General features: G+C 42.1%; 23 protein-coding genes. All 23 read right to left on the bottom strand.

Annotated elements, in window-relative coordinates; all coding sequences use genetic code 11:
• Positions 1–103 precede the first annotated feature (103 nt).
• The gene (locus tag L0P88_RS16135; RefSeq protein ID WP_247130959.1) at positions 104–997 is read right to left on the bottom strand and encodes a DUF481 domain-containing protein; all 894 of its coding nucleotides are present in this window, start codon (positions 995–997) and stop codon (positions 104–106) included.
• 141 nt (positions 998–1,138) lie between these two features.
• Positions 1,139–2,164 carry an META domain-containing protein gene (locus tag L0P88_RS16140; protein WP_247130960.1) on the bottom strand — a complete coding sequence of 342 codons (1,026 nt, stop codon included), beginning with the start codon at positions 2,162–2,164 and terminating at the stop codon, positions 1,139–1,141.
• A gap of 6 nt (positions 2,165–2,170) precedes the next feature.
• Positions 2,171–3,265, bottom strand: a complete 1,095-nt coding sequence (locus L0P88_RS16145; RefSeq protein WP_247130961.1) for a hypothetical protein — start codon at positions 3,263–3,265, stop codon at positions 2,171–2,173.
• Positions 3,266–3,409: 144 nt separating this feature from the next.
• A complete protein-coding gene (locus L0P88_RS16150; RefSeq protein ID WP_247130962.1) occupies positions 3,410–4,498 on the bottom strand; it encodes a PCMD domain-containing protein in 1,089 nt (362 codons plus the stop codon).
• A gap of 36 nt (positions 4,499–4,534) precedes the next feature.
• Positions 4,535–5,254, bottom strand: a complete 720-nt coding sequence (locus L0P88_RS16155) for a hypothetical protein (RefSeq protein ID WP_247130963.1) — start codon at positions 5,252–5,254, stop codon at positions 4,535–4,537.
• A 12-nt stretch (positions 5,255–5,266) separates the two neighbouring features.
• Complete coding sequence (locus L0P88_RS16160; RefSeq protein WP_247130964.1) at positions 5,267–6,571, bottom strand: serine hydrolase domain-containing protein; 1,305 nt, start codon at positions 6,569–6,571, stop codon at positions 5,267–5,269.
• Positions 6,572–6,619: 48 nt separating this feature from the next.
• Positions 6,620–7,396: a glucose 1-dehydrogenase gene (locus tag L0P88_RS16165; protein WP_247130965.1), complete on the bottom strand. Its 777-nt coding sequence runs from the start codon at positions 7,394–7,396 to the stop codon at positions 6,620–6,622.
• 197 nt (positions 7,397–7,593) lie between these two features.
• Positions 7,594–8,622 (bottom strand): DUF6588 family protein, encoded by a 1,029-nt coding sequence (locus L0P88_RS16170; protein WP_313791563.1) that lies wholly within the window; start codon positions 8,620–8,622, stop codon positions 7,594–7,596.
• Between the two features lie 23 nt (positions 8,623–8,645).
• The gene (locus tag L0P88_RS16175; protein WP_247130967.1) at positions 8,646–9,011 is read right to left on the bottom strand and encodes a DUF7009 family protein; all 366 of its coding nucleotides are present in this window, start codon (positions 9,009–9,011) and stop codon (positions 8,646–8,648) included.
• Positions 9,012–9,024: 13 nt separating this feature from the next.
• Entirely contained in the window at positions 9,025–10,269 is a 1,245-nt protein-coding gene (dsrP, locus tag L0P88_RS16180) for a sulfate reduction electron transfer complex DsrMKJOP subunit DsrP (protein WP_247130968.1), read from the bottom strand.
• Positions 10,270–10,297: 28 nt separating this feature from the next.
• Positions 10,298–11,455, bottom strand: a complete 1,158-nt coding sequence (locus tag L0P88_RS16185; protein ID WP_247130969.1) for a 4Fe-4S dicluster domain-containing protein — start codon at positions 11,453–11,455, stop codon at positions 10,298–10,300.
• Positions 11,456–11,470: 15 nt separating this feature from the next.
• The gene (locus L0P88_RS16190; RefSeq protein WP_247130970.1) at positions 11,471–12,082 is read right to left on the bottom strand and encodes a cytochrome c3 family protein; all 612 of its coding nucleotides are present in this window, start codon (positions 12,080–12,082) and stop codon (positions 11,471–11,473) included.
• Positions 12,083–12,084: 2 nt separating this feature from the next.
• Positions 12,085–12,780 (bottom strand): nitrate reductase cytochrome c-type subunit, encoded by a 696-nt coding sequence (locus L0P88_RS16195; RefSeq protein WP_247130971.1) that lies wholly within the window; start codon positions 12,778–12,780, stop codon positions 12,085–12,087.
• A gap of 1 nt (position 12,781) precedes the next feature.
• Positions 12,782–15,112, bottom strand: coding sequence for a molybdopterin-dependent oxidoreductase (locus tag L0P88_RS16200; RefSeq protein ID WP_247130972.1), 2,331 nt, complete (start codon positions 15,110–15,112; stop codon positions 12,782–12,784).
• A 2-nt stretch (positions 15,113–15,114) separates the two neighbouring features.
• On the bottom strand, positions 15,115–15,354 hold the full coding sequence (locus tag L0P88_RS16205) for a chaperone NapD (RefSeq protein ID WP_247130973.1): 240 nt from the start codon (positions 15,352–15,354) through the stop codon (positions 15,115–15,117).
• 439 nt (positions 15,355–15,793) lie between these two features.
• Complete coding sequence (locus tag L0P88_RS16210) at positions 15,794–16,237, bottom strand: GNAT family N-acetyltransferase (protein ID WP_247130974.1); 444 nt, start codon at positions 16,235–16,237, stop codon at positions 15,794–15,796.
• Positions 16,238–16,408: 171 nt separating this feature from the next.
• On the bottom strand, positions 16,409–17,584 hold the full coding sequence (locus L0P88_RS16215; RefSeq protein ID WP_247130975.1) for a hypothetical protein: 1,176 nt from the start codon (positions 17,582–17,584) through the stop codon (positions 16,409–16,411).
• Complete coding sequence (locus L0P88_RS16220; protein WP_247130976.1) at positions 17,581–18,273, bottom strand: ABC transporter ATP-binding protein; 693 nt, start codon at positions 18,271–18,273, stop codon at positions 17,581–17,583. Before L0P88_RS16220 ends, L0P88_RS16215 begins: the two co-directional genes overlap by 4 nt.
• A 40-nt stretch (positions 18,274–18,313) precedes the next feature.
• Positions 18,314–19,525 (bottom strand): ABC transporter permease, encoded by a 1,212-nt coding sequence (locus tag L0P88_RS16225; RefSeq protein WP_247130977.1) that lies wholly within the window; start codon positions 19,523–19,525, stop codon positions 18,314–18,316.
• A gap of 12 nt (positions 19,526–19,537) precedes the next feature.
• A complete protein-coding gene (locus tag L0P88_RS16230; protein WP_247130978.1) occupies positions 19,538–20,749 on the bottom strand; it encodes an ABC transporter permease in 1,212 nt (403 codons plus the stop codon).
• A gap of 18 nt (positions 20,750–20,767) precedes the next feature.
• Complete coding sequence (locus L0P88_RS16235) at positions 20,768–21,508, bottom strand: outer membrane lipoprotein-sorting protein (RefSeq protein WP_247130979.1); 741 nt, start codon at positions 21,506–21,508, stop codon at positions 20,768–20,770.
• The gene (locus tag L0P88_RS16240; RefSeq protein WP_247130980.1) at positions 21,505–22,107 is read right to left on the bottom strand and encodes a TetR/AcrR family transcriptional regulator; all 603 of its coding nucleotides are present in this window, start codon (positions 22,105–22,107) and stop codon (positions 21,505–21,507) included. The genes L0P88_RS16235 and L0P88_RS16240 overlap by 4 nt, the downstream gene beginning before the upstream one ends.
• Before the next feature lie 329 nt (positions 22,108–22,436).
• Positions 22,437–23,270, bottom strand: a complete 834-nt coding sequence (locus L0P88_RS16245; RefSeq protein WP_247130981.1) for an alpha/beta fold hydrolase — start codon at positions 23,268–23,270, stop codon at positions 22,437–22,439.
• Positions 23,271–23,641 lie beyond the last annotated feature (371 nt).

The following is a 23,641-nucleotide window of genomic DNA, read 5'->3' on the forward strand; positions in this document are numbered from 1 at the left end:
TTTAGTTTATCAAATTTTTTGGCATGTTTTCCGATTAATACCTCCATCAGTTCCCTTTATAGGGAAAACAGTTGTACCGATCGGTTTAACTCCTTGAATGGGATTACCATTCCCAACCAATACCAGTTCTTACAATATAATCCGTTTCACTTGCGTTTTGGGCTGGCCTGTTATCATAGTTAAGTGAGACACCAAGCCGGATAAAGAGGTCCAAAGGGAGTTCATACTTTGTATCAAAAGTGATGTCCGCCCTATACCGCCCTGTTTCGGTCAGGCCGGAGTATCCCATAAAAACCAATGCCAGTTCCAAATTCCCCGTATCATATAAATTCAATTCACTGCCCAAATATCCTTCCCAGGTGTTGCGATTTGTCGTTTCATTGGTAAATCGCTCCAGGTTGTTGTTAAAGCCGGCTTTTACGCCCCAGTAGGCCCTGTTGGAACTAACAATGAATTTGCCAATCCCCAGCTGTGAATTGGCGCGTAAGTCAAGGAGTTGTTCTGTGTTTGAAAGCGTGGCAACGGTACCGATCAAATACCAGTTTTTGAGCAAAATACGACGGTAATTCAATAGGCCATCGCTACGATTGACAGGTTCAACGTTGTCCTGACTTGATCTTAGGATATTATAGGCAATATCGGCTGTCCACTTATCGGTTTTATAGCTCATGGAACTGCGTAACGAAAATTGACGCAGGTCCTGGGCCTTGGTCAAATTAAAACCTACTTCTATGGCCGCATTGAAGCGATTCGCAAACCCTTCTTTGAACGGGTTCAAATAGACGATATCCTGGAGGGCACATGTGGTATAAATGGAGTCATTGTCAAAAACCTTTATCCTTTGATCGGCAATGGAGGCTATTCTGCCTTGATATAATTTGTCCTCAATACTCACCACAAATTTTGATTCCGTATGGATTTCCTTGATGCTTAACCACTTCACTTTAAAATTTTCATCCCCATAGGGAACATCAATTTCCAGCACCCCTTTTTCCATTTTCTTTATTTCACCTATCACTTGATTTCCGGAATCAAAAACAAGGGTGTCCGATTGACCCCAGGTCTTTTGACCATAAAGAAAAACTAGTAACAGCGCTAAATAACTTCTTGGCAACTCTATTTTCTGGACTTTTTTAAGTTAATCTGTTTTCATAAAGGTCAAAATTTCTTCACCTTCTTCATCACTAAAGATCAAAGCCTGCCCATCAAAACGGAAGGTCCGGGTTTTTAATAGGGCGGCATCATAGCGTTTTGGCACCTCCATCTGTGGACACATTTTTCGTGTAGACCCTATCTTCCCAAAAGATATGCTGTTTTCGGTAAGATCGGTTAATGTTCCAAAGTAGTCGTTACAACCATTGTTACCATAAATCTTCATCTCAGTTGTATTGATTTCCAGACGTGGGACGGGGACCATGCTGTTTATTGGGGATCCTTCTATCCTGACAGCTGACCAAATATCATGAATCTTCGTTCTATTATCGGTTTTTCTGCGACTCACAAATGACACAATTACGTTTTTTTGCCCGTCGTATAGATTCAGAATGGAGTCATTGACTTCATAAGAGGAAATCTTATCCAGGGAGGCGAGATATTGATTTTCCACATTGGCTTCGGTACAAATGCTGAGGGTGTTAAACACGTTACCAAATACTATTGATTTGATTCCCAGCTGTTTTATGGTTCCGTTATACCTGTTACACCCTCCATTTCCATGGATTTTCATTTCATCCAAATTAAAATCCAAAGTTGGAGGAGGTATTTTTTTATCTAAAAGAGTTCCGTGAATCCCTTTAAGCCGCCAATGTGCTACCAATAAAGGCCTATGGTCTTGCCTTTTCTCCAATTCCTTAACCAGTACATATTTACTAATTGATTTATCCATTGGAGCAAGCTCATTATCATTGGGCTTTTGCTCCAAAATTTCAACCTTCTTTAGATAACCTTCCTGAAATTCAAAACCCTCTATATTCGAATAAAATAGCTCCCATTCATCATTCGTCAGTTCATCGCTTTTATTTATAAGTAAGCAATTGGATACTCCTGCACCTGATTCACATGTCGTTTTAAAACCGCTTATCCATATAACGGATGTATTAGCATTCTTTTTGGAACAAGAAACCAAGATTACCAGGGCAAACCCTATAGTGGATGCAAGTTTCATATTGAATCAAGATTTTAGTTTACGTTTTCCGATAATGTAGCCTAGATAAAACGGTAATCCAAGCACAACGATGAACAGTATTATAAAATAAACAATCAAGCTACGTAATGTCTTTCCTAAACCCTCAAAGGCGTTTTCTATCCCGGTTTCCACTAGGGTGTCTGCTTTGGTTGTTAGGGCAGACCGTTCCCTTTTGATAATGGAATCCAAGGCAACCCGCTCGCGTTGCAACATGCTGTTTACGGATTGCACATCTGAAGACAGGCTCTGCATTGCAGAACCTATTTCATAGTTGAGATTTCTAAACAGTGGACCAATGTTATTTCTAAACTCCTTGATGGCATTTTCTATAGTTTCTGGGGAGTTCTCTGCCACTTGAATCAGTCGATCGAATTGCCTGTCTATTTCAGCAATTTTGGCCTCAATATCCATGGAGTCAATTCCCCTTTGACGCAAAATCATTTCAGTCTTCCAATTAAGCCTTTTACCGGAGGCTTCGGAGTAATACCCAAAACGGTTTGTAGCGTCCGCAACCACCTCAGATAAGGTGCCTACCGTTTGTACCGCAATACTATCTGGAATTCGTTTAAACTCTAAATAAGATTCCCTAATGGATTTATGTTTAAACTCTTTTTGTAGTAATAAGGGTGTATTGTTGGCATATTCTTCTACAAAATCCTTGATTGTTCCGTATTCACTTTTAGGTAATACACTGGCAGCAATTCGTTGTATATCTTCAATGTTTTGATCAACAGCCTCCAAAGCAATGATCTTATATTCTCCAAAGGCACCATCCAATTGTGGACTTTCAAGTGAATTTTTCACTTCCAAAAAATAGGCCCATGTATCCATTAACGCTATTTTGGGTTCTGTTTGGAAGCTGATCTTGCCCAATTCTTCCGATGTTTGAATTTTCCAATGTAAAGTGTTGATTGGAATCGTCTCATGGTCATTGGCCAGTTTAGTGATACTATCTGCTGCCATTTCCACCCTATCCATGGCACCACGGGCGAAATTCTGGGTCAATAGCCTTGTATTCAATTCTCTAACACCTAGGGGCTTTTGCTCACTTTCTATTTTTACTAAAGAGCACGATGCCATTGATAGAAATACGATTAAAGATGGAAGGCAAATTGAAGCCCTCTTTCCCATAACGATGCTTTTATTTATACTACAAATCATATTTAAGGTATTCTAAGCCCTGGACTTTTTTAATGTTCGTATAAGATTGGTTTTCAAATGGAATCAGTATAAAAATTCAAAATTATTGACCCATAGCTCACTTCCGATGGCACCTGTAAAAAAATCTCCCAGGGCGCTGGAAGAAAACACTACCGTAACATGGGTAGGTGTATCGGTGGCATCACCCCAGGACTCCCCTTCGCGAATATTGGCGTACGCAAATTCTGGTTCGGAAGGTGACAACTCCCCATATTTTAGCTCAATTTCAAGACTACTCCAGTCCATCACTTCCGTTCCACTTCTGAACCACGCTGTCCCTATTCGATATATGTCATCCCCATCCCTTTTTTCCAATAGCACATAGATATCACATTGGTCCCCACCAGGAAGTACATTGCCATCGGCATCCTCGTAGGACGGTCCAGGAAGATACCTAAAATCAACTTGAAATGCCCTGGGTCGCCCATTAAACGGTGTGCCAAAATCTATATTTGACCTGGGGTCCGTTGGACTGGGAAATCCTTCTGTGAAGGTACCGGTAAAAAGGGTGGCTGCTGCCATTCGAACCAATAGGGGCGCTGCAACACTGGTCAGACGTGCTGCCAAATCCCCGCCACCGAGGTCCTCCGGATTGGTGTTGGCATCCCCGGCTATGGCTACGGCCCTGTTAGCTGTCCCCCAGACCGTACTTTCCGCATTTTCACCAGGTTGCTGATAATCGCTCACATTGTACCAAACGTCAAAATTACTGTTTGGAAGCTGTGGATTGGGCAAAGCCGGAACGGCATTCACGGACCAAACAGCTGTTGACCCATCCTCGGCAGTTACGGTATATAGTACTGTATCCTGGAAATCCTGGGCTTCCCCACTTGAAGGGGAAATCGCAGCCAAATTGGATATTTGGACGGTCGAGGGAACCAGACCGATGAGGTCGGCACCTTCGCTCATAGGAATTACTATACTCCGCGCCTCTTGGTCTATAGTGGTTACACCCGCTTGACCCGGTAATTGGAAAACCTTGATTTCCTTAAAAGATGAAAGACCAAATCTATCTTCCTGTATGCATGATTCCAGCCCGATTACGCACAATGCGGAAATGATAAGTAGTGTCCTATTCCTCTTTGCGCTTTGGGGGTCAAAATTCTTTTTCATCGAAATCATGATAGTGGACTTTAAAAATTAACGGCTTCAGAAATAATAGGCCAAACCCAGATTAAGCTGGAGAAGGTTGATTCTCAAATCTATGGCTGATTCCACAACCCTTTGACGGTTCTCTTCGTCATCATTTACCACCTCTTCTTCTATGCGTGTGGAAAAACCTGCAATATCAACCGTGGTTTCAAATGCCCAATGTCGGTCGAAGAACAAAACTAGTCCAGGGCTTACCCCAATTTCAATATCAATGAATTCTCCTTCAATTTTGTTTATTTCATTTTCAAGGAATTCCCTTTGTAAGGACTCACCTATGGTCACTCCCAACTCTGTTTGGATCAATATTTGCAATTGTCCCTTTCCTATTGGAATATAATTACGCATATTAGGTGCAATTGATAAACCTTGTTCCACACTCTTGGAAGTGACATTTGCTCCGTTCTCATCCAGAAAGGTTATTTCTTCCTGCTCCCTACCATAGGCTGCGGACAGACCTAAGGTCATATTGTCTTTAATCGCATATCCTGCGTTCCCTATTATCCTATAGTTATATCTATCCTGGTCCTGAACCTGTCTAAAGAGTTGGTCTTCGTTTTCTGCATTGCGTGAATTTAATGAGAACGTCAGCGAACTGTAATACCTGCCTTTGGTTATTCTAAATGTAGGCTCATCGGCCATGAATGTGTCTTGGGAATATCCCAATGAAGCATACAGGAACGCTACCAAGGTCACGGACAGTATTTTATATCTTTTCATCAGCTCAGGAGATTATTTGGACATTAGATATTTGGCTATGGCATGATAGGCCGGTAATGAAGTTGGGTCGATCTTGGCGTTTTTTGCCTCCGGATATGAGGCAAACCTCACCAGTACCATTTCAGCCAAGGGATCAATATAAATGGTTTGTCCATGTACGCCCCTTGCAGCGAAGGCACCATGCTCGTTATGGGTGATCCACCACATGTTCCTGTAGCTCCAACTCTTTAACGATTTGCCATAAACGGACTGGTCGAATGCATCCTTGTTTCCTCCATTCCTAATGTCCTCTACAAGACTTGAAGGGAGTATTTGGTTTTTATTGAATTTCCCGTTCTTGCGGATCATTTCGCCAAACAGGGCCATATCCCTCATGTTTGCACTGAACCCACCACCCGCAAAGGCAATTCCTGCACCATCAACCTGGAAGTAACCATCCACATGGGTGCCGAGGGGTCTCCAAATACGTTCGGACAATAGCTCTGGAAGGTGCTTTCCCGTTACCCGGGAAATGATCCAACCCATTACATCCGTATTGATCGTTTTGTAGCCAAAGACCTCCCCATGCCCACCTTCTTTTTGAACCGTTACCAAATAGTCGTAGTAATTGTTTGGGCCATTATAGGAGGGGGGCTTTGGAAATGGATTACCTGCAGCTGAAAATGCCCAGATTTCGGCATTGGGATTGGAATAGTCCTCACTGTATTTTAAACCTGTGGTCATATCCAGGATTTGTCTTATTGTCGCATCCCCAAATGCGGAATCACTTAATTCAGGAACATAATCCGATCCGGTTTTGTTTTCATCCAACAAGCCTTCTTGGACAAGCAAGGCACCCAAAGTTCCGATAAAGGTTTTGCTTACGGACATTGCAGCATGGACACCATTTGATTTTAAAGCACCAAAATATTTTTCATAAACGATCTTACCCTTATGTAAAATCAGGATGCCATCAGTATAATTCCTTAGGAGGGATTCCTTCCAGGTCATTGGCTCGGTACTATTCCACGGGAGGAAGGTTACTGCATCAATATTTGGGTCGGGCTTTACTTTAAGCTCGTACCGATTGGTGGCTGCGGCTTTGACCTCAGTGGTTGGCATGAATTGTCGCATGTGACAAACACTATAACGTAGGGCCGGGAACTGGAAGAAACTTCCATCAATAGCCGATACTATTTTTTCCTTTGGTGGTGGAAATCCTTGCATCCAACCTAATTTGGAAGGATCGGATTGCTCCGCCGTCAATGTTTCCTGGGTATTGGCCCTAACACAAAAGAACATTGCGAGCACCAATCCAATACTAATTTTCCTATTCATCCCTTCATTTTTTTTTGATTATAAATGTGGCATGTTCATCAATTATTGTTAGTCTAAAGTTTGAATACCACCACCATTTACAAATAGTACCTGTCCGCTTACCCATTCCGAAATCGGAGCGGCAAAATAGAGCACTGCACCCGCAATATCCTCCACTTTGCCCAATCTTTTAATGGGTGTGCCCGATAACATTTTGGCTTCGATTTCCGGGGTCAATACTTTGGACAGGGCTGCTGTTTTGGTAGCTCCCGGTCCAACAGCATTTACCCGGATACCATGGGGACCGTAGTCGAAAGCCAGATTCGCGGTCATATGGTTCAAGGCCGCCTTGGCACTGGCATAGGCACTGATGTTGGGACTTTTGTTGATGGAACCCATGGAGGTAATGTTTACCATGGAGCCGTATCCCTTTTTCTCCATTTCCGGGGCACATAATTGTGATAGCCGCCAGGCACTGAATACATTGAGTTGAAAAACCCAGGCAAACTCCTTAACTGATATCGCATAAGGGCTTTCCCTACCAGCGCCACCTCCTCCGGCATTGTTGATCAAAATCTCAATCCCACCAAAAACATCAACGGACGATTTGACCAGATTGACCAAATCATCATCTTTTAATACATTACAACTTATGGCAATGGCATTTCCACCGTCCTTCCTTATTTCGTGGGCAACGGCTTCTGCGGCTTCCTTCCTCAAATCGGAAACAACCACATTAGCACCATGGGCGGCTAGCATCTTACAGCATGCTTTCCCAATTCCATTTCCTCCGCCCGTTACTATTGTGGTTTTGTTGCTGCAATCAAAAAGATTGGAGTGGTTCATCAGATAGTCATTTTTGACTATTAAAAGATAAGAAAAATCATACAGAATACCATTATACATGTACTAACCTTGGACCTTTCCCCAAATTGAAAAAGGCAACCTATACATTGGGACAAAAACAAGATTCGGGAACCATGTAAATGCCATTTTCCCAAAGAAAACAAGCAATATTGATGCTGCGTAGGACCATACTGTGGTTATTTCCCCTTTAGCAAATTATAATGTAAACCAAAAGCCAGATTATTGAAGCCTTGAAAAGTGTAATCCAAGTTGATTTTAAATCGATTTAACCGGACACTTGTGCCCAAACTTCCCCTTAAGCCGGAAATACTTGCCTGTACATCAAATGGATTTTCAAACTGAATGGTCCCTTCTTGTGTACTGATAATGTACGTACCTTCCATAATATAATTGGATCTGCCCGTGACATACCCCAATCCACCATAGATGTTCCAAATGGGAAACTTTGTTGAGGTCAGGATCTCGAAAAGCCAGGAATTCAATGAGGCGTTAATGGACTGTGACTCACCGGTCACAAAACCATCCGTTTGAAAATCATAATCTGCATCCAATCTGCTAAAAGCTACAAATACCGAAATGGCCAATGGTAGTTCCCCAAGACTTTTAAAGCTTTGGGTCAATTCATTTTTTAATCCAAATCCAATAACCCCGATGGAGGCTTCCTCAATGGAAAGCTTTGGAAAGAAGCGCAGGCTAAATTCTGAATTCATAGGCAATCCTAAACTTGCCTGTATAAAGGCATTGGGAAGTAAATTGGTGGAAACGAGGCCTATACCCGTGGGTGCATCAAAAATGAACTCCTCGCCATTTCGGGTTGCCACAAAAGTCACTTCGGATTCCTTACTACCCAGTATGGTTGGAATCCTAACCAAGTTGCCCCCACCTAAAACTTCCAAATTATCAATAGCGCTGATATCGATTTCACGGGATAATTTCTCATTGGGCACAAAGGAGCCATTCGCAACCAAACCAATATCCATTTCCCATTTTTGTTTTATCCGTGCCGTATTGTTCCAAGCGCCCGTAAGTCCATACAACAAACCTTCGCTCAATGGCTCCAAGTAGATTGAGGCCAGCTCTTCCGCTGCTTCCACGCCCAAAACCAAATAACTTTTAATATCAAAGTCATCCTGGGCACTAAGTTTCAGTGATAGGAGCAAAAAAAGGAGGAAGGCTATTTTCTTTAAAGCGTACAATGCGCACAAATGATATTAAACTATGGTTTGAATTACATCATTTTTGGATTGGGATAATTGTCCGACTGATCTTCTGCCGTTTTATCCATACAGACAAAATCTTTTTCCAAAGTTAACATTAACCCACTTCCGTTATCAAGTCTCTGGGTATGGTAAAAACCAACTTTTTCGTTTGTGTTCCAGTTATTTAAGGAAATGATTGGAATATAAAGGACAATGGCACCATCCAAAAAAGAGGCGTGTAAATTATCATGTTTTTTAGAAGCTTTGACCGCATAGGAGAAGAATGACCCATCAAATTCCGTTTTTTCTTCAACAGTACCTGTCCCACACAACCTTTGCACTTCTGATTTGGTCAATCTAAACCGTACAGAATTTCCTCTAATTCTAATTTTCATTCTTCGTTTGCGTTTATGCCTTTTCTGATTCCAAAACTTCCTTTTTCTTGTATCTAAGCTTCCCCAACTCGATACCAATGGCAGTCTTTACAAGCATCGTGAAGAGGAAGGCTCCTAGGGCCCAAATACCTAAAGTTACCCATATCTCAACCCAAGTTGGTGTATATTCAGCTATTTTTCCATAAGGTCCTGGAATAAATCCGGGGACTATCAGTCCAAACCCTTTTTCAATCCAAATTCCTATAAACAGCATGAAACAGGAAAGATAAAGCATCCTAAAATTGTTACGCAGTTTATGGATTGTCAACAATACCGTGGCCAAAACATTAAGGGAGATAGCCGTCCATATCCAGGGCATTAAGGCATTTTTACCTTCCAGCCCAAAGTAAAGATAGTATGCACTTTCACTATGGTGGGTAGGGGCATAAAACTCCTTGAACAACTCAGAAATTAACATAATTAGATTGATTTGAGCGGCCACAGTAACGATCAGGGCAATTTTTTGAATGGTTTTGTCCGCAATTTGAAACTCGGAAAACTTCCGAATTGCCGCCAATACCATAATAATAAGTGCAGGTCCAGCAGCAAACGCAGATGCTAGAAAACGAGGTCCCAGCAAAGCATTGTTCCAAAAAGGCCTCGCTTGAAGGCCCTGATATAGAAATGCCGTAACCAGATGTATACCTACGGCCCATAAGACTGAAAGAATAGCGCCAGGAATATAGACTTTACGTTTTGCTTCTTTGCCTTGATAATGGCGAAATAATATGTACAGAGGTATTGAAATGTTTATAAAGAGATAACCATTTAATACAATAACGTCCCATGCCAACATCGAATTCGGAAAATTAAATACCCCTATTCCCGGTATGAGATGCCATGCTACCGCCGGACCTCCCAAATCTGCAATGATAAAAGCTAGGCACATAATAAGTGCGGCCACCGCCAATCCTTCACCAATTAATACGGCTTGTTTGAAATCAATATCATGTAAAACGTACGTTGGCATGACCAACATAACCGCTGCCGCCGCCACGCCCACCAAAAAGGTAAAATTGGAAATGTAGAGCCCCCAACTAACCCTATCCGTCATTCCAGTGGCACTCAAACCCAAATCCAGTTGAATGGAATAGGCATACATGCCCAAGAGCATTACCACAGTAAGTAAAAACATCCATAGATGATATACTTTTGAACCATGGGTTATATAACCCAGGCTGTCCCTTACCATATTCCTAAATGCCCTAAATGTTTCCATTTTTCCTTTTTCTACTAATGAATGACCGTTAATCCATAAAATACCAGAACTTAGGTTCTGTACCCAAATCTTCCTTTAATCGAAATACCTGCTTATTTTCCAATACCCATCTGATAGTGCTATCCGGATCCAATAAATTTCCAAATATCCTTGCTCCCGTTGGACATGCTTCCACGCAAGCGGGATCTCTACCTGCCCTGGAACGCTGTACACAAAAGGTGCATTTTTCCATGACCCCCTTTTTCCGCATGCGGTTGCCTAGATAGTGTTGGTTTTTATTCACTTCATCTTCAGGTACTTCGGGTTTGCTCCAATTAAAGCGTCTACCATCATATGGGCAAGCTGCCATACAATATCTGCAACCTATGCACCAATCGTAATCTATGACCACCAAGCCATCTTCTTCACGCCATGTAGCTTCAACTGGGCATACATTAACGCAAGGGGGGTTGTCACAATGAAAACATTGGGTACCCATATAAAAATGTCCCTCCGCCGGAACTTCATGATAGTAATTGTCATCAGCTTCATTGAATTTAAATCCTTTGCCATCCTTCATTTCATGGATGCGGATATATTGCATTTGGGAATTCCTATCTTGATTGTTTTCCTCTACACATGCACTTACGCAGTTCATATAGCCTTGACACTTGGAAATGTTAAATGCATAGCCAAAAAGGACATCTTTGGAGGCATCTGTAGCTGTCATTTTAATGTTCTTCTTTTTCCGCAATTGGTACGAGCGCACCAATCGATCTACTGTGGCTTGCTTTTCTTCTTGCGTCATCAACTTATAGTTGCCTTTAAATTGTTCTTCCCAGTCGATTTGTGCTTTTTCTTTTGACTCTTCGCTTGAAGTGAAACTACAGGAAGTATGTACGGCACCCGCACCAGCAAGTAAACTTGCCGTAAGTTTCCGGAAGGCCGTCCTTCGGTCCATTTTTACATCGAAAACCTGTTGAAAACCATCTTTTTGTGTCCGTTCAACAGCAGAGGTCTCGACCATAAGTTCTTTTTCTACGGCCGCATCAAACGCTTCGGCAGTTATGGAATATTCGCTTTTTCCGGAATGGGTCTTTTGGGAACCACATCCCCCATTTGGATTATCGCATCCGCACACGTGGGCAGTGGCTTGTTTTTTGCCAAGGCCCAGATCCAATTGAAACCATTTCTTTTTTTCTTCCATAGGAATCTTCTTTAGCTATTTTCTTTCTTCTTCCATTTGGGAATTGAATCTTACTGGCCATTTGGACGCAATTTGTGGCTCATGTGGATTGTGGCAATTTACACAGGTCATCGCTGTTCTAGGTTTGGCCCAACCGCCGAGGTTCTTTCCATGGGCACCGCCTTTCCAATCCTTGAACTGGGAACTATGGCACTGGGCACACATCAGGTAACTTTGATTAAAGTCGATGCTATGGCCCGTTAAACTATTTAGCTCATTCATGTTTTGCCCGTTATGACAGGTTGCACAGTTCATTGCATTTTCATTGGCATGGGAGATTTTGATGTCCCAATGTGCTTGTTGGACCTCAGCTCCCCTTTGCATTTGATTCAATGGTTTGGAGTGACATTCTGTACAGGCAAAGGACTTTATCTGGCTTTTTCGTTCGGGTATTAGAAATGTATGATTTCCCTCCGTAATTTCTATGGTATGGAAATCACCAATAAAGTCTACCGATGAAATGCCTGGGTCATGATACGTTTTACTTTCTTCCTCGATTTTTTCTTCTAGGCTATGATACTCTGTTTCCTTGTGTTTACATGAAACAAAACAGCAAACCAAAATAAATACAAGAAATCTTCTTTGCACCTTCATTTGATATTGGTATTTGCTTTAACAAACAGTTCAACATTATGGATTTCCTGTTCTATGGGTACATGGCACTGCCGGCAGTTCACCCGCTCTGGATGGTCTACCCATAGTTCTTTTACCGCTGCTGGTCCAGCATGGCATGCAAGGCAATTTTCACGCATCTGCAATTGATGTGGCATTACTGGTGGACTTCCCGGCATAGCATTGTTTACGCCCACCTTAGGTGCTGGTTTCTTATAAAAATCAGTGGTCATAAAATCCAAATCGGTCAACTGTTCAACATGACATTGTTTGCAATTGATCATTTCTGGGTGTGGTGTAACCGGAGCATAGGCATTGAATTTCTGAACAAACCCCCCATTTTGATGGCACTGTAAACAAACGTTGCCCCCCATGCCCAACTTTTCCTTTACGGAATGTGGTATGCTTGGCGGGGCTCCGGGATAAGCCCTGTTACTATAGTATGTTGCCAATGTTCTTTGATGGTTTTCATCTTGGGGCATATTCAAGTAGTCCAACGCATATTCCGATCTCTCGAAAACCTTTTTTTCAGATGGAATAATGGGAAGCGGCCCAGTATCATGAATTGGTATATAGGCCTCTTCCAGTCCTTTGTAATAGCTGTATGTCCAATTGGCCAAAAAACCAATGAATAAAAGGGCAAAAATCAGTAAGATTCCCAATCTTTTTTTCATGTTATACTTTTTCGACCCTTACGGCACATTTTTTATAATCCGGTTCTTTGGATATAGGACAGAATGAATCCAATGTGATGTCATTAATAAGCATACGCTCATCAAAAAAGGGGACAAAAACTTGCATAGGGGCCGGAACGCCTCGTTCATTGACCGAAGCTGGAAGTATAATTTCGCCCCTTCTCGTAGTCAATCTAACCCTGTCACCCGTTTTGATTTGCATTCTATCGGCATCTTTTGGGTGCAACTCAACATAGGCATGTGGCATGGCCTGGTGCAATACGGGAATCCTTCGTGTCATGGACCCAGTATGCCAATGTTCCACGACCCGTCCCGTTCCCAACCAAAATGGATATTCTTTGTCCGGTTCTTCTGCTGCAGGTTCGTATGGGCGCTGCCATATGACCGCTTTTCCATCTTTCTTTCCATAAAAGTGGAAATCTTTCCCGTTGGAACAAGCGGGATCATATGTTGCATTATATCGCCATTTGGTTTCCTTGCCATCTACATAGGGCCAAATAGCTCCAGATTGCGATTTTAGCACCTCAAGGGGAGCCAAATTGTGTTTTTTGCCTTCATGGTGCCGACGGTATTCGTTATAGATTTCGGCTATGTGGGTTTCGTCCTTATAATAAAACTGTTTTTCAAAGCCCATACGTTTTGCTACCTCAAGCAACTGTTTTGTGTCACTCATTGCTTCACCCGGCGGTTCCAACATTTGTTCAAAATATTGGGTGCGACGTTCCGAATTTCCATACATCCCCTCTCTTTCGACCCACATGGCAGAAGGTAGGATTACATCTGCAATATCAGTCGTGGGAGTTGGGTACACATCAGAAACCACAATAAATCGGCCTTCCTTTTTTGCGCCATCCCTATAGCGTTTGAGTTTGGGCATGGTGACCATTGGATTGGTAACCTGAATCCACATAAAGCGTATATCCCCTCGATCTAAGGCGCGAAACATTTCAACGGTATGGTAGGTAGGTTTTGGGTCAATGTTCTCCGCAGGTACCCCCCAAATTTTTGCGGCGAATTCACGATCTTTTGTATTGGACACGGTACCGTGGGGCAATTTATGGGTCAAGGTGCCCACTTCCCTGACCGTTCCACATGCACTGGGTTGTCCTGTAAGTGAAAACGGACTGTTGCCGGGACTTGAAATTTTTCCTGTAAGCAAATGGATATTGTAAACCAAATTATTGATCCAGGTTCCTCTGGAATGTTGGTTCATTCCCATACACCAAAGCGACATCACTTTTTTATTGGGATCACCAAAATGTGAGGCGAGATATTTAATGTCTTTTACGGAAACCCCTGATAACTTGGAAACTTTTTCTGGAGTATACTCCGTAAGGAAGGTCTTGTATTCTTCAAAGGTAATGGCTTGCGGTTTATCCGTGAACGTGTAGTTGTCTTCCAATCCATATCCCATGTTGGTAAGTCCTTTGCTAAAATTGCAATGCTCGTCCACAAAGGCCTTGTTCATCCATCCGTTGTTGATAATCTCATGGCAAATGGCATTCGCCACTGCCAAATCGGTTTGGGGATTAAAGATGATGGATTTGTCAGCCGCCATACTTGTTCTAGTCGTTCGAGTGGCAAAATCGATGATTTTCACACCGCGTTTCAGACGTTGGTCCAACAATCTGGAAAACAATACCGGATGCATTTCCGCCATATTGTTCCCCCAAAGCACAAAAGTGTCCGCATGGTCAATGTCTTCATAGCAACCCATGGGTTCATCCAATCCAAAGGAAGAAAGGAACCCAGTAACAGCGGTTGCCATGCACAAACGGGCATTGGCCTCCACATTGTTGGTGCCAATACAACCTTTGAAAAATTTTGAAGCAACATAACCATCTTGTATGGTCCATTGACCCGATCCATAAATGGAAACTGCGTCCTTGCCGTAATCCTTGATTGTTTCCTGCATTTTTGCGGCCACCAGGTCAAGGGCTTCTTTCATTGTGGTCTTTTCGTATCTCCCGTTCCTCTTAACCAAGGGTTGGGTCAATCTATCCGAGCCGTACATTGCCATGATGGAATGATAACCTTTAACGCAGCACAATCCTTTGTTCACGGGCGATTTAGGATCTCCTTTTACCGCTATCGCCCTCCCATTTTCGGTTCCGATAAGTACGCCACAGCCAACCCCACAAAATCGGCATGGTGCCCTTTTCCAATCCAAATTGGCGTTGGCGGGAATCCCCTTTTCCTGTTCTTCGGCGAACACGATACCGGGAAACATGCTTGCCGCCGCTGTCATGGCCGACAGTACGGCCATTTTCTTTATGAACTCCCTCCTATTGGTAGGTGCAGATCTATACATAACTATTCTGTTTTTGGGGTATCAAAACCGGAAACCATGGCCATAAGCTTGATTTCTTTTATCCGTTCCAGTTTTTCCTTTAATCGTTCTTCTTCTGTTTTGGTGTCAGTTTCCGTTACCAAAATCAGTAATTCTTCATTTTCGGCAGCAACCACCTCGCAGTGTTCCATTTCTGAAAGCATGCTCGACAATTTCGTTTTTCTTCCTTCCCGTGGATGTACCAGATAACTTTTGATTGGCATAATTCTCAGTTTAATTCTGTTTGAAACAGGGTCGGTTTAATGGTAATCATGGCCCAACCCCAGTAATTGGAAGTGTCATTGGAGTTGTTTTTAACAAATTCCAAACCCTTGGACTCTAGCTGTGCAAAAAGTAAAGTCCAAGAAAGCAAAATGAAAAGTATCCCAAAATAAATTGTTTTCATTTAGCAAGTAGATTAGTTCTGCTTTAAGATAAATCATATCAATATCTTAACAAAATTTAAGGCTTTGTTGAGAGTTAAAAAAACCGTATTTAAACTGATTCAAAATAAAATTGGGGAAAATCTTAAAATGCCCTAGGAAGCAATATTTGATGTTATTCTGTTCTTGCCAAACTTTTACCTATGGATTTAAATAGTTAGGGAGTTGCTATATGAAGTCCTGAATTCTTGGAATAGCTGGAATCGGTTGGAGTGGTATATTAATGCGTCGAATTCCCGCGTATTACAATTTTAAACATTTCGGAATTTTTGGTTTTGCGTTCGGTAAACCCATATTTTTTGTACAGTTCCCTTGTTTCCCTTGTGGCCAATACTCCAATATAAGCATGCCGTGATGCTCCTGTTTCGAAAAAGTTTTCGATATGGTCCATGATCAGCCTGCCCACAGTTTTGTTATTATAGTTTGGATGGACCATCAAGTCCTGAATAGTAAAATAGATGGCCCCATCACCAACTACCCTTCCCATTCCTATCACATTGGGACCATCCAAAACCACAACACAATGAACTTCTTTTCCGAAAGCGGCTTTTTCAAATTGATTCCCAACGGTATACCAATCGGATTGACCCCTTAAAGACCGATACTCTTCCTGGCTCGGGGAACGCTTTTCCACGTGTAATTTTAGACCTTCTTCAATTATCATTTCAATTGCCCATTTTTTTTGGAGTTTTTTTAAAGAAAAAAATCACTCTTGTCCTTTTTAATGACCAGGGGGGATTTTTAAAATCGGACCCCTGGCCATTGCTCAACCCAACACAAATCCATCTCTTTGGCACAGCATTGATCAGTGCATTTTGGGTTTGTTTTCACTTTTTTAAAAGCTATATCTGAATCTCAGGAATATGCTGTTTCCCAGATTTTTAAATTCATCCTCCTGTTTCCCATAGAAAATTTGACCCGTAACATCAAAGTCCCAGTTTTGGGAAATGTTATAGGTGAATTGTGGCGTAAGGAAAACGGAGTTCAGATCCACGGCATAGATAGAGGCCATCGACCCCGTAATGGCAGGCGTAAAGGTCTTGGAAAACTGACCAAATAAGGACCATTTGTTTGGCATTAGGTTTTTGGCATCAATCGTAGCATTGTTCATCAGGGAATCCCCAAAAAAGTCAACATCGCCCGCTCCATCGCTATTATAAAGTGTTGAGATATTGATGGACATGTCATTGGCGAAGTAATAATCAAATGAAATGGATCCAACAAGGGCATTGTCCCCCTCAGAACGGTCATTCGGCATAAAATAGCTTAGCTCCCCTTTAAAACCTACGTCCTTAATAACTCCTTCCCATCCTATTCCCAGCGTAAGGTCGTTCAAAAACTTGGCTGCTATGAGTTGAAAGTCGTACTGGTGTTTATTGAAGTTGTATTTAAGGGCCACCGTGTTTTCCCTCCATACCTTTGCATAACTGATGGCAAATTCAAAACTGGAATCCCCTGAGGTAAAATACTTTGCCCTTAACGCATCTGCTCCCGGGCGTTCTTCATAATCAAAATCCAAAAAATTATAGGCATTGAAAAGATCGTTGGGGTTCCAAACCAAATTCTTTCCCCAATTTATACGTTGACGCCCCACGACCAACTGCCATTTTTCTTTGTGATAATCCACGTATAGGCGATCTATTGTCGAAAGCATAAGTATTGCCGGTTCATGAATCAACAGGGCATCAAGGTTGATATCCTGGTTGGGATTCTTCACGGATTGGACAAAGTTTGGAAAGGACCTGACCGAAGTACCCCAAAATACCCTGTTGCGCAATTCGAGGCCCAAGGTCAGATCATCATTGGCATACAACCTAATATTCGTCCGGTTATGGATGAGGTTATCGTTGGCAATGCTATCCAACGAAATGAAACTGGAGGTGTTCAAAAATTTAACATAACCGGATACATTCAAGTGGTCAGAAACCCAGTTTTGTGTGTCCTGCGCCGCCAAGTTGATGACCAATGCAAAACCTAGAATATGGGATACTATGTGCTTTTTTGGTCTCAATTTGATTGTAAGATGTCTGCTATGATTTTACCGTCTTCCAGGGTAACCACTCGACGGGCCCGGTCAATGACCCTTTGATCATGTGTGGAGAAAATGAAGGTGATCCCCTCTTTTTCGTTGAGCTGTTCCATAATGTCCAAAAGGTCCGATGTGGATTTTGAATCCAAATTGGCCGTTGGTTCATCTGCCAGAACGAATTTGGGTCGGGATGCCAATGCCCTGGCCACGGCTATTCGCTGTTGCTGGCCCCCGCTCATTTCAGCGGGGCGTTTTAAGGCCTGATTTTCCAAGCCCACCGATTTAAGTAACTCAGCGACGCGTTTATCGATCGCTTCTTGTGGTTCATGTTGCAAAAGCATAATAAAGCCGATATTCTCTTTTGCGTTGAGCACAGGAATTAAATTGTAGGCCTGAAACACAAAACCTATATGCTGTAATCTAAAATTAATCCGTTCATTTTCTTTCAACCCAATGATGTCAACTTCATTTACGAGTACATTTCCTGAATGGGGCTGGTCCAAACCACCGATAATATTGAGCAACGTACTTTTTCCGGAGCCAGAAGGGCCGACAATGGCGGTAAATTCGCCTTTGGCAATGGTCAGGGACAAACCATTCAATGCCCGTACTTCATTTCCCTTACCTTCATTGTAGACCTTTGTCAGATTTTCTGTTTGTATAACGTTCATTTTGTTCGTCTTTAAATAATAATTCAGATATATCTCTTTTTTAAATCGCTTTCACGGCTTCCGCTGGATTTAGTTTCACCGCCCTTCTTGCCGGAACCACGGCTGCTATCAATGTCACGGCAAGGGTCATTAAAGTGATGTTCAAATACAGCACGGATGGTAGTTTTGTGTGTACCCTGGAACCCATCCCAAAGCTTTCCAATCCCTTGCCCACGGCAGAAAGATCAATACCGTGCGTACCAAAATACGCTATGGTCCAAAGGGACAATATAACCCCCAGGGGTGCTGCTATGAGCGCGAGAAAGAGCGTTTCCAGAATGATCATGGCAAATACTTTTCGCCTGTCCATACCAACGGAAAGCAACATCCCTATTTCCCTTTTTCGTTCCAAAACCGCCATGAGCATGGTATTGACAATTCCAAATGTCAGGGCCAGCAAAATGATACCCATAAAGATGTAGATGAAGTTGCTCATGGTCTTTTGGGCATAACCCAGTTCCGGGGCCAGCTCGTCCCAACTTTCTACCAAATTATTTGTGGTGATTTGATTTTTGACCGGTACGGTCTCGTTGATATTATCGCACAGAATGGCAATTTCATGGTAGTTGCCACTTAAACCGACCAAAGGGGCCAGGTCCTCATATTTTACAAATACGTTTCCCTCGTCAAATGAGCTATTTACCGTTTTAAAGATGCCTTCTATCCTAAAACTGGTGGCTATGGTATTGTTACTGGAATCCTGAAAGTTGAGCACAACTTTTGAGTTGACTTTTGCCCCTAACTTACTGGCCAGTTTTTCGCCGATTACAATTGGATTTCTCTTTAGTTGGTGCAAGTAGGTCCCCTGTACCAATCTTTTGGAAATATCCGTGACGTTTTTTTCTTCTTGTGGAAATACCCCCATGATTTTCACGCCATAATTACCATGGGCCGTAGATGCCATTCCTTGTAATACCAAACGCTTTGAATATGCGGTTACCTGCGCCATGGTATCCATTTGCCGAAATAAGGTCTTACTGCCCGCAATGGTATCCTTTTTATCAAAATTCTCGAGAAAACCGGCATTGTGTATTTGGATATGGGAAAGAAAGGTATCGATGGAACTCTTTAAACGTTGTTCGTTCAATCCTGCTGTCATGGCCATGATAAATAGTCCGGACCAGATGCCTAAAACTATGGAAACTATGACAATACCGCTTCGGAGTTTATTTCTCCAAACGTTCCTCCATGCTATTCGTAGTAATGTTTTCATTATTGTACAGGTTTAGCCCCTCATGGCTTCAAGTGGTCTCAGTTTTTTGATGATCGTAATAGGGTAAAGGGATACGAGCAGGGCAATGGAAAAAATAAGGGATGCATGGACCAATGGAAGATCGGGCTGTATGTAAAAAGGGATTTCAGCACTAAAACCAAAGGTTTCCATCATTTCGGCTTCCGTGCCCGGTAATACCAGGGGATCGTAATGTTTCCATAACATGATGGGATAGGCGAAAAGCACGCCGGCCAGTACACCCAATAGGGACAAAATGATGGTCTCCATAAATACCATGAGCATGAGTTTCCCTTTTTTCATACCTATGGAGACCAACACGCCAAATTCATATTTTCGCTCTTGGGTCATCATGAGCACCGTACCAAAAATTCCGAAAATGAGAATCATGTAAAGGATGCCCACCATCAACAATCCACCTATACTATCGGCCAAAATGGTTTGTTGCAGTTCGGGCATCATTTCTTGCCAGTTCATGATTTCAAAGTTGTCGTCCAACTTACCTGAGATAGCCTCTTGTACGGACCTTAGACGGGCATTGTTTTTCTTATCGATGACAAGGCTGGTGGCTATTCCATTGGCACTAAAAAGATCCTGGGCATCTTGCAGGGACAGTAATGCCGTGGCCTTGTTCAATGTTGGATTTTTAAGGTCTATGATACCTGAAACACGAAATTTATCCGCAGCCAACATACCGTGGTAGCCTTGTCCCATGAACACAACGGTGTCATTTATACCTGCTTTAAAATAGGACGCCACCCCTTTCCCCAAAATGATATCCTTTGAATTTTGGGGAAGTGTGCCCATTACCAGCTTTGCCTCAATATCCTGTAGCTTTTGCTCTTGTTCAAAATTCAATCCGCTTAATCCTATGACCTTAGTGAGATCCCCTACGGATAGCAATCCATAATTTTCCAATCGGGGCAACAAGGCCTCTACACCTTTTGTGTTCAACACTTTAGTGATCAAACTATCGGTCATGACTATGGCCTTATCGATGGAACGTTTGTCCCAGTACCCATTTTCATGTATTTGGATATATCCTGTATAAGAACCTACTACATTGTCTATCATGCTTTTATAAGTTCCCAATTGTACAGAACGCATCATTAGGGAAAGGAATACGGCAATTAAGATGGAAGCAGTCGTAATGACACTTCTTTTTTTATTTCGCCAAATATTTCGCCAGGCAATTTTTAGAATCACTGGTTTACCATTTAAGGATTAGTGGATACGCTTCATGTAATTTGTGGTGAAGTATTCATCAGGGATGTCCATATCAAACTTCCACTGGTTATATGTAATCACGGTAGATTGCCCCGGTTTGTCCACGGGCTTAACGGTCAGTTTTGAAGGGAGTAGCTTACCATCAAACGTCTTGACCTGGGATCCTACCATTTGGTTCACTAAAAAAAGATCCTCGTCATAATAATCCGTTTGCATCTGCATGTACTCTTTTTTGTCGATCCAGATGATAATCTTTCCCCAAACAACGGCGGCATTGGGTTTTGGGGTCAGTTCAATTTTCCAAGAGGGGTAACCTTCCTTCACTTCTTCACCAATGATTTTTTTGGTGTAATCGGTTACCAAGGAAGATTGTTTGATCAAATCATCATTGGTCAGGTCCGTTCCCATCCAATTTTGCAGCATCATGGAGGGCGGAAACTTTATGGTCCTTTCCAGGGTAAGAAGATAATTCCAAACCTCCTTTTCCCGCATTAGAAATACGGTACCCTTTTCCTTTGCTGGACTTGTTATAACGGAAACGGAATGGTCCGAGCCCCTGGTCCATCCCTTCATTTTCATCTCTTTGGACCATTTTGGCCGAATGATATCAATGGTCAGTTCCGTATAGGAAGACGTTCCCCTTAATTTGTCATCGGATGTTTTGACAATTTCATCAGCACTTTGACCGAATGAAATGGATGTCATCACCATAAAAACGACTACTATCTTTAATTTCATTGCTCTTCACTTTTTTGGTTCATATAACCATTAATAATGTTTTCCTTGATTTTTTTCAGGGGATAACTGTCACCAAAAACCATGTATTGAATGCCTATCCCATCAATCAATGCCCCAAGTTTGAAAGCTTCATTTTCCGGATCCGGATGACCCATCGCAATGAAAAGTTCCTGTAGTTGCTGGGCCAGATCTTTGTAGATAGTGGAAATGGTTTGATGAACGGACGGAATGGATGCCACATGTATGGCCAGGGAAACGATTAGGCCCCACAATTCCTTCTTTTCTTCCAGCACGGTAAAGAATCCCTCAATCACTTCCCTGATAATTTCTTCAGGATTAAGGTCTTTTAATCGATCTTCGGATAAGTTGAGATCCGTGGCCTCTTTCAAGACAAAGTCAATGGCTGCGTTCAGTAATTCCTCCTTGTTTTCAAAATAGCTGTAAAGAAGGCCTTTAGACATCTTTACTTCCTTGGCAATATCACTTATTGAGGTATTGAAATAACCTCTTGTGGCAAATAAGTTCAATGCTTCGGAAACAATATGTTCCCGCTTTGCCTTTCTATGTGCAGCTAATTGCTCTTCTGTTCGTGGACTCATTTTTTAAAATTGAACGATCGGTCAAAATTAAAAAATAATTGTAAGTCAGAATAGCTTTGTGAATTATTTAACAAAAATAAAATGGTCCAATACGTCCGATGATTGCCGTTGGATAAAGAAAGGAACTGGCTTTTGAAGGCATAGCAATACTGATGCCAGTGCTCGTGCCATATGTTGGTCAACGTGCGGATTTCAATAGCCATCCAACCGGCAACCTAGGTTAGGGGGTAGTACTGGGATTCTTGGCTTTGGACCTTATTCCGACTGGTTTTATCAACCACTTAGTTCCTCCAATGCGATAGATCTATTCATTGGGACTTGCAGCTACCTTATCCGTCAATAAATTTTATCGTCTTTGCAATGGATTCCTCGGAATCGACTCCGATCCAGAACAGATGCCCCCATGTATTTTTAAGGATTTCAAGTCTTGAATCGGCAATCATTTCATGTGCGTGTTCGGCATGGGATAAAGGGACGGAATTGTCATTTTCACTATGGATCACAAGTGTGGGGCATTTGACTTTGGCGATTACGTTAGCGTTAAGGTTATGGCGGATATCATTTAAAAAGCCCTGTCCAGAATTGTAATGGCTTAGGGCAAAAATCAATTCTTGAATAGCTTGTTTTTCGAATCTTCCAATGGGATTTTTGGAAAACTGGGGGTAAAAGCTTCTGGCCATCGCCCTGGGAAATAGCTTTGAAAAGAGCCGTACCATCCCCCAGGTCAATTTTTCAATTTTGGGGTGAAATATAACGTGTGCCGTTTTATACGTCCTCTCATTTTTTTCAAGCCATTTTTTTGAAACCGCGGAAGCCAAAACCAATTTACGTACCCTGCTGGGGTAGTTGGCGGCCAACGCAATTGCGGTAGGTCCGCCTGCGGAAATACCATAAACAACTATCGGTTCAACCGACAAAAAATCCAGTAATTCTGCAATCAGCTCTGCGGATTTCCGTGGGGTTCCATTACCAATTAGTGGAGTTCTTCCGTATCCAGGACGGGATGGGACAATCAATTGAAACTTTTCCAAATCGAAACCTTTATGGCAAAGCGCCTCCTTACAGTTTGAATGTCCTCCGTGTACAAATACCACTGGGATTCCCCTTCCGATTGAGCGGTATTCAATGTCCCCGAGTCCTGTGGTTATGACTTTACTGTCCATTTTCGTTTACCATGCATTTCGGGTACAAGTAACTACAATAATTATGATTTTTCCCGGCATGTGGAATGGAATTAAGTAAGCAAACGTGTTCATTTTCCATAAAAAGGTTGAACATTTTTGTTCTTTACCCATTCTTGGTCTTTTTAAGAGGTGTGGAGCCTTTTGATGTTTGGGTAAAATCAAAAACAGAAACAAAAAATATTAAAATAATGTAAATTTAATGTAAATAAATTGTAAATTTATATCATGGTTATTCGGATACATATCAAAATTCCATATACCCGTATTCATTTTTGGTATTCTAAACTTAGCGTTTGGGGCAAGCTTTATGCAAAAAAATACCGACAGTTTTTCTATTTTGCCCTGTTTTC

It is taken from the genome of Muricauda sp. SCSIO 64092 (genome assembly GCF_023016285.1).
Taxonomy (GTDB): Bacteria; Bacteroidota; Bacteroidia; order Flavobacteriales; family Flavobacteriaceae; genus Croceivirga.

Excerpts from the sequence above, each read along its gene's own strand:
- L0P88_RS16135 (WP_247130959.1), bottom strand. The coding sequence starts at position 997 with ATGGAAAAAGGGGTGCTGGAAATTGATGTTCCCTATGGGGATGAAAAT.
- L0P88_RS16140 (WP_247130960.1), bottom strand. The coding sequence starts at position 2,164 with ATGAAACTTGCATCCACTATAGGGTTTGCCCTGGTAATCTTGGTTTCT.
- L0P88_RS16145 (WP_247130961.1), bottom strand. The coding sequence starts at position 3,265 with ATGGCATCGTGCTCTTTAGTAAAAATAGAAAGTGAGCAAAAGCCCCTA.
- L0P88_RS16150 (WP_247130962.1), bottom strand. The coding sequence starts at position 4,498 with ATGAAAAAGAATTTTGACCCCCAAAGCGCAAAGAGGAATAGGACACTA.
- L0P88_RS16155 (WP_247130963.1), bottom strand. The coding sequence starts at position 5,254 with ATGAAAAGATATAAAATACTGTCCGTGACCTTGGTAGCGTTCCTGTAT.
- L0P88_RS16160 (WP_247130964.1), bottom strand. The coding sequence starts at position 6,571 with ATGAATAGGAAAATTAGTATTGGATTGGTGCTCGCAATGTTCTTTTGT.
- L0P88_RS16165 (WP_247130965.1), bottom strand. The coding sequence starts at position 7,396 with ATGAACCACTCCAATCTTTTTGATTGCAGCAACAAAACCACAATAGTA.
- L0P88_RS16175 (WP_247130967.1), bottom strand. The coding sequence starts at position 9,011 with ATGAAAATTAGAATTAGAGGAAATTCTGTACGGTTTAGATTGACCAAA.
- dsrP (WP_247130968.1), bottom strand. The coding sequence starts at position 10,269 with ATGGAAACATTTAGGGCATTTAGGAATATGGTAAGGGACAGCCTGGGT.
- L0P88_RS16185 (WP_247130969.1), bottom strand. The coding sequence starts at position 11,455 with ATGGAAGAAAAAAAGAAATGGTTTCAATTGGATCTGGGCCTTGGCAAA.
- L0P88_RS16195 (WP_247130971.1), bottom strand. The coding sequence starts at position 12,780 with ATGAAAAAAAGATTGGGAATCTTACTGATTTTTGCCCTTTTATTCATT.
- L0P88_RS16200 (WP_247130972.1), bottom strand. The coding sequence starts at position 15,112 with ATGTATAGATCTGCACCTACCAATAGGAGGGAGTTCATAAAGAAAATG.
- L0P88_RS16205 (WP_247130973.1), bottom strand. The coding sequence starts at position 15,354 with ATGCCAATCAAAAGTTATCTGGTACATCCACGGGAAGGAAGAAAAACG.
- L0P88_RS16210 (WP_247130974.1), bottom strand. The coding sequence starts at position 16,237 with ATGATAATTGAAGAAGGTCTAAAATTACACGTGGAAAAGCGTTCCCCG.
- L0P88_RS16220 (WP_247130976.1), bottom strand. The coding sequence starts at position 18,273 with ATGAACGTTATACAAACAGAAAATCTGACAAAGGTCTACAATGAAGGT.
- L0P88_RS16225 (WP_247130977.1), bottom strand. The coding sequence starts at position 19,525 with ATGAAAACATTACTACGAATAGCATGGAGGAACGTTTGGAGAAATAAA.
- L0P88_RS16235 (WP_247130979.1), bottom strand. The coding sequence starts at position 21,508 with ATGAAATTAAAGATAGTAGTCGTTTTTATGGTGATGACATCCATTTCA.
- L0P88_RS16240 (WP_247130980.1), bottom strand. The coding sequence starts at position 22,107 with ATGAGTCCACGAACAGAAGAGCAATTAGCTGCACATAGAAAGGCAAAG.
- L0P88_RS16245 (WP_247130981.1), bottom strand. The coding sequence starts at position 23,270 with ATGGACAGTAAAGTCATAACCACAGGACTCGGGGACATTGAATACCGC.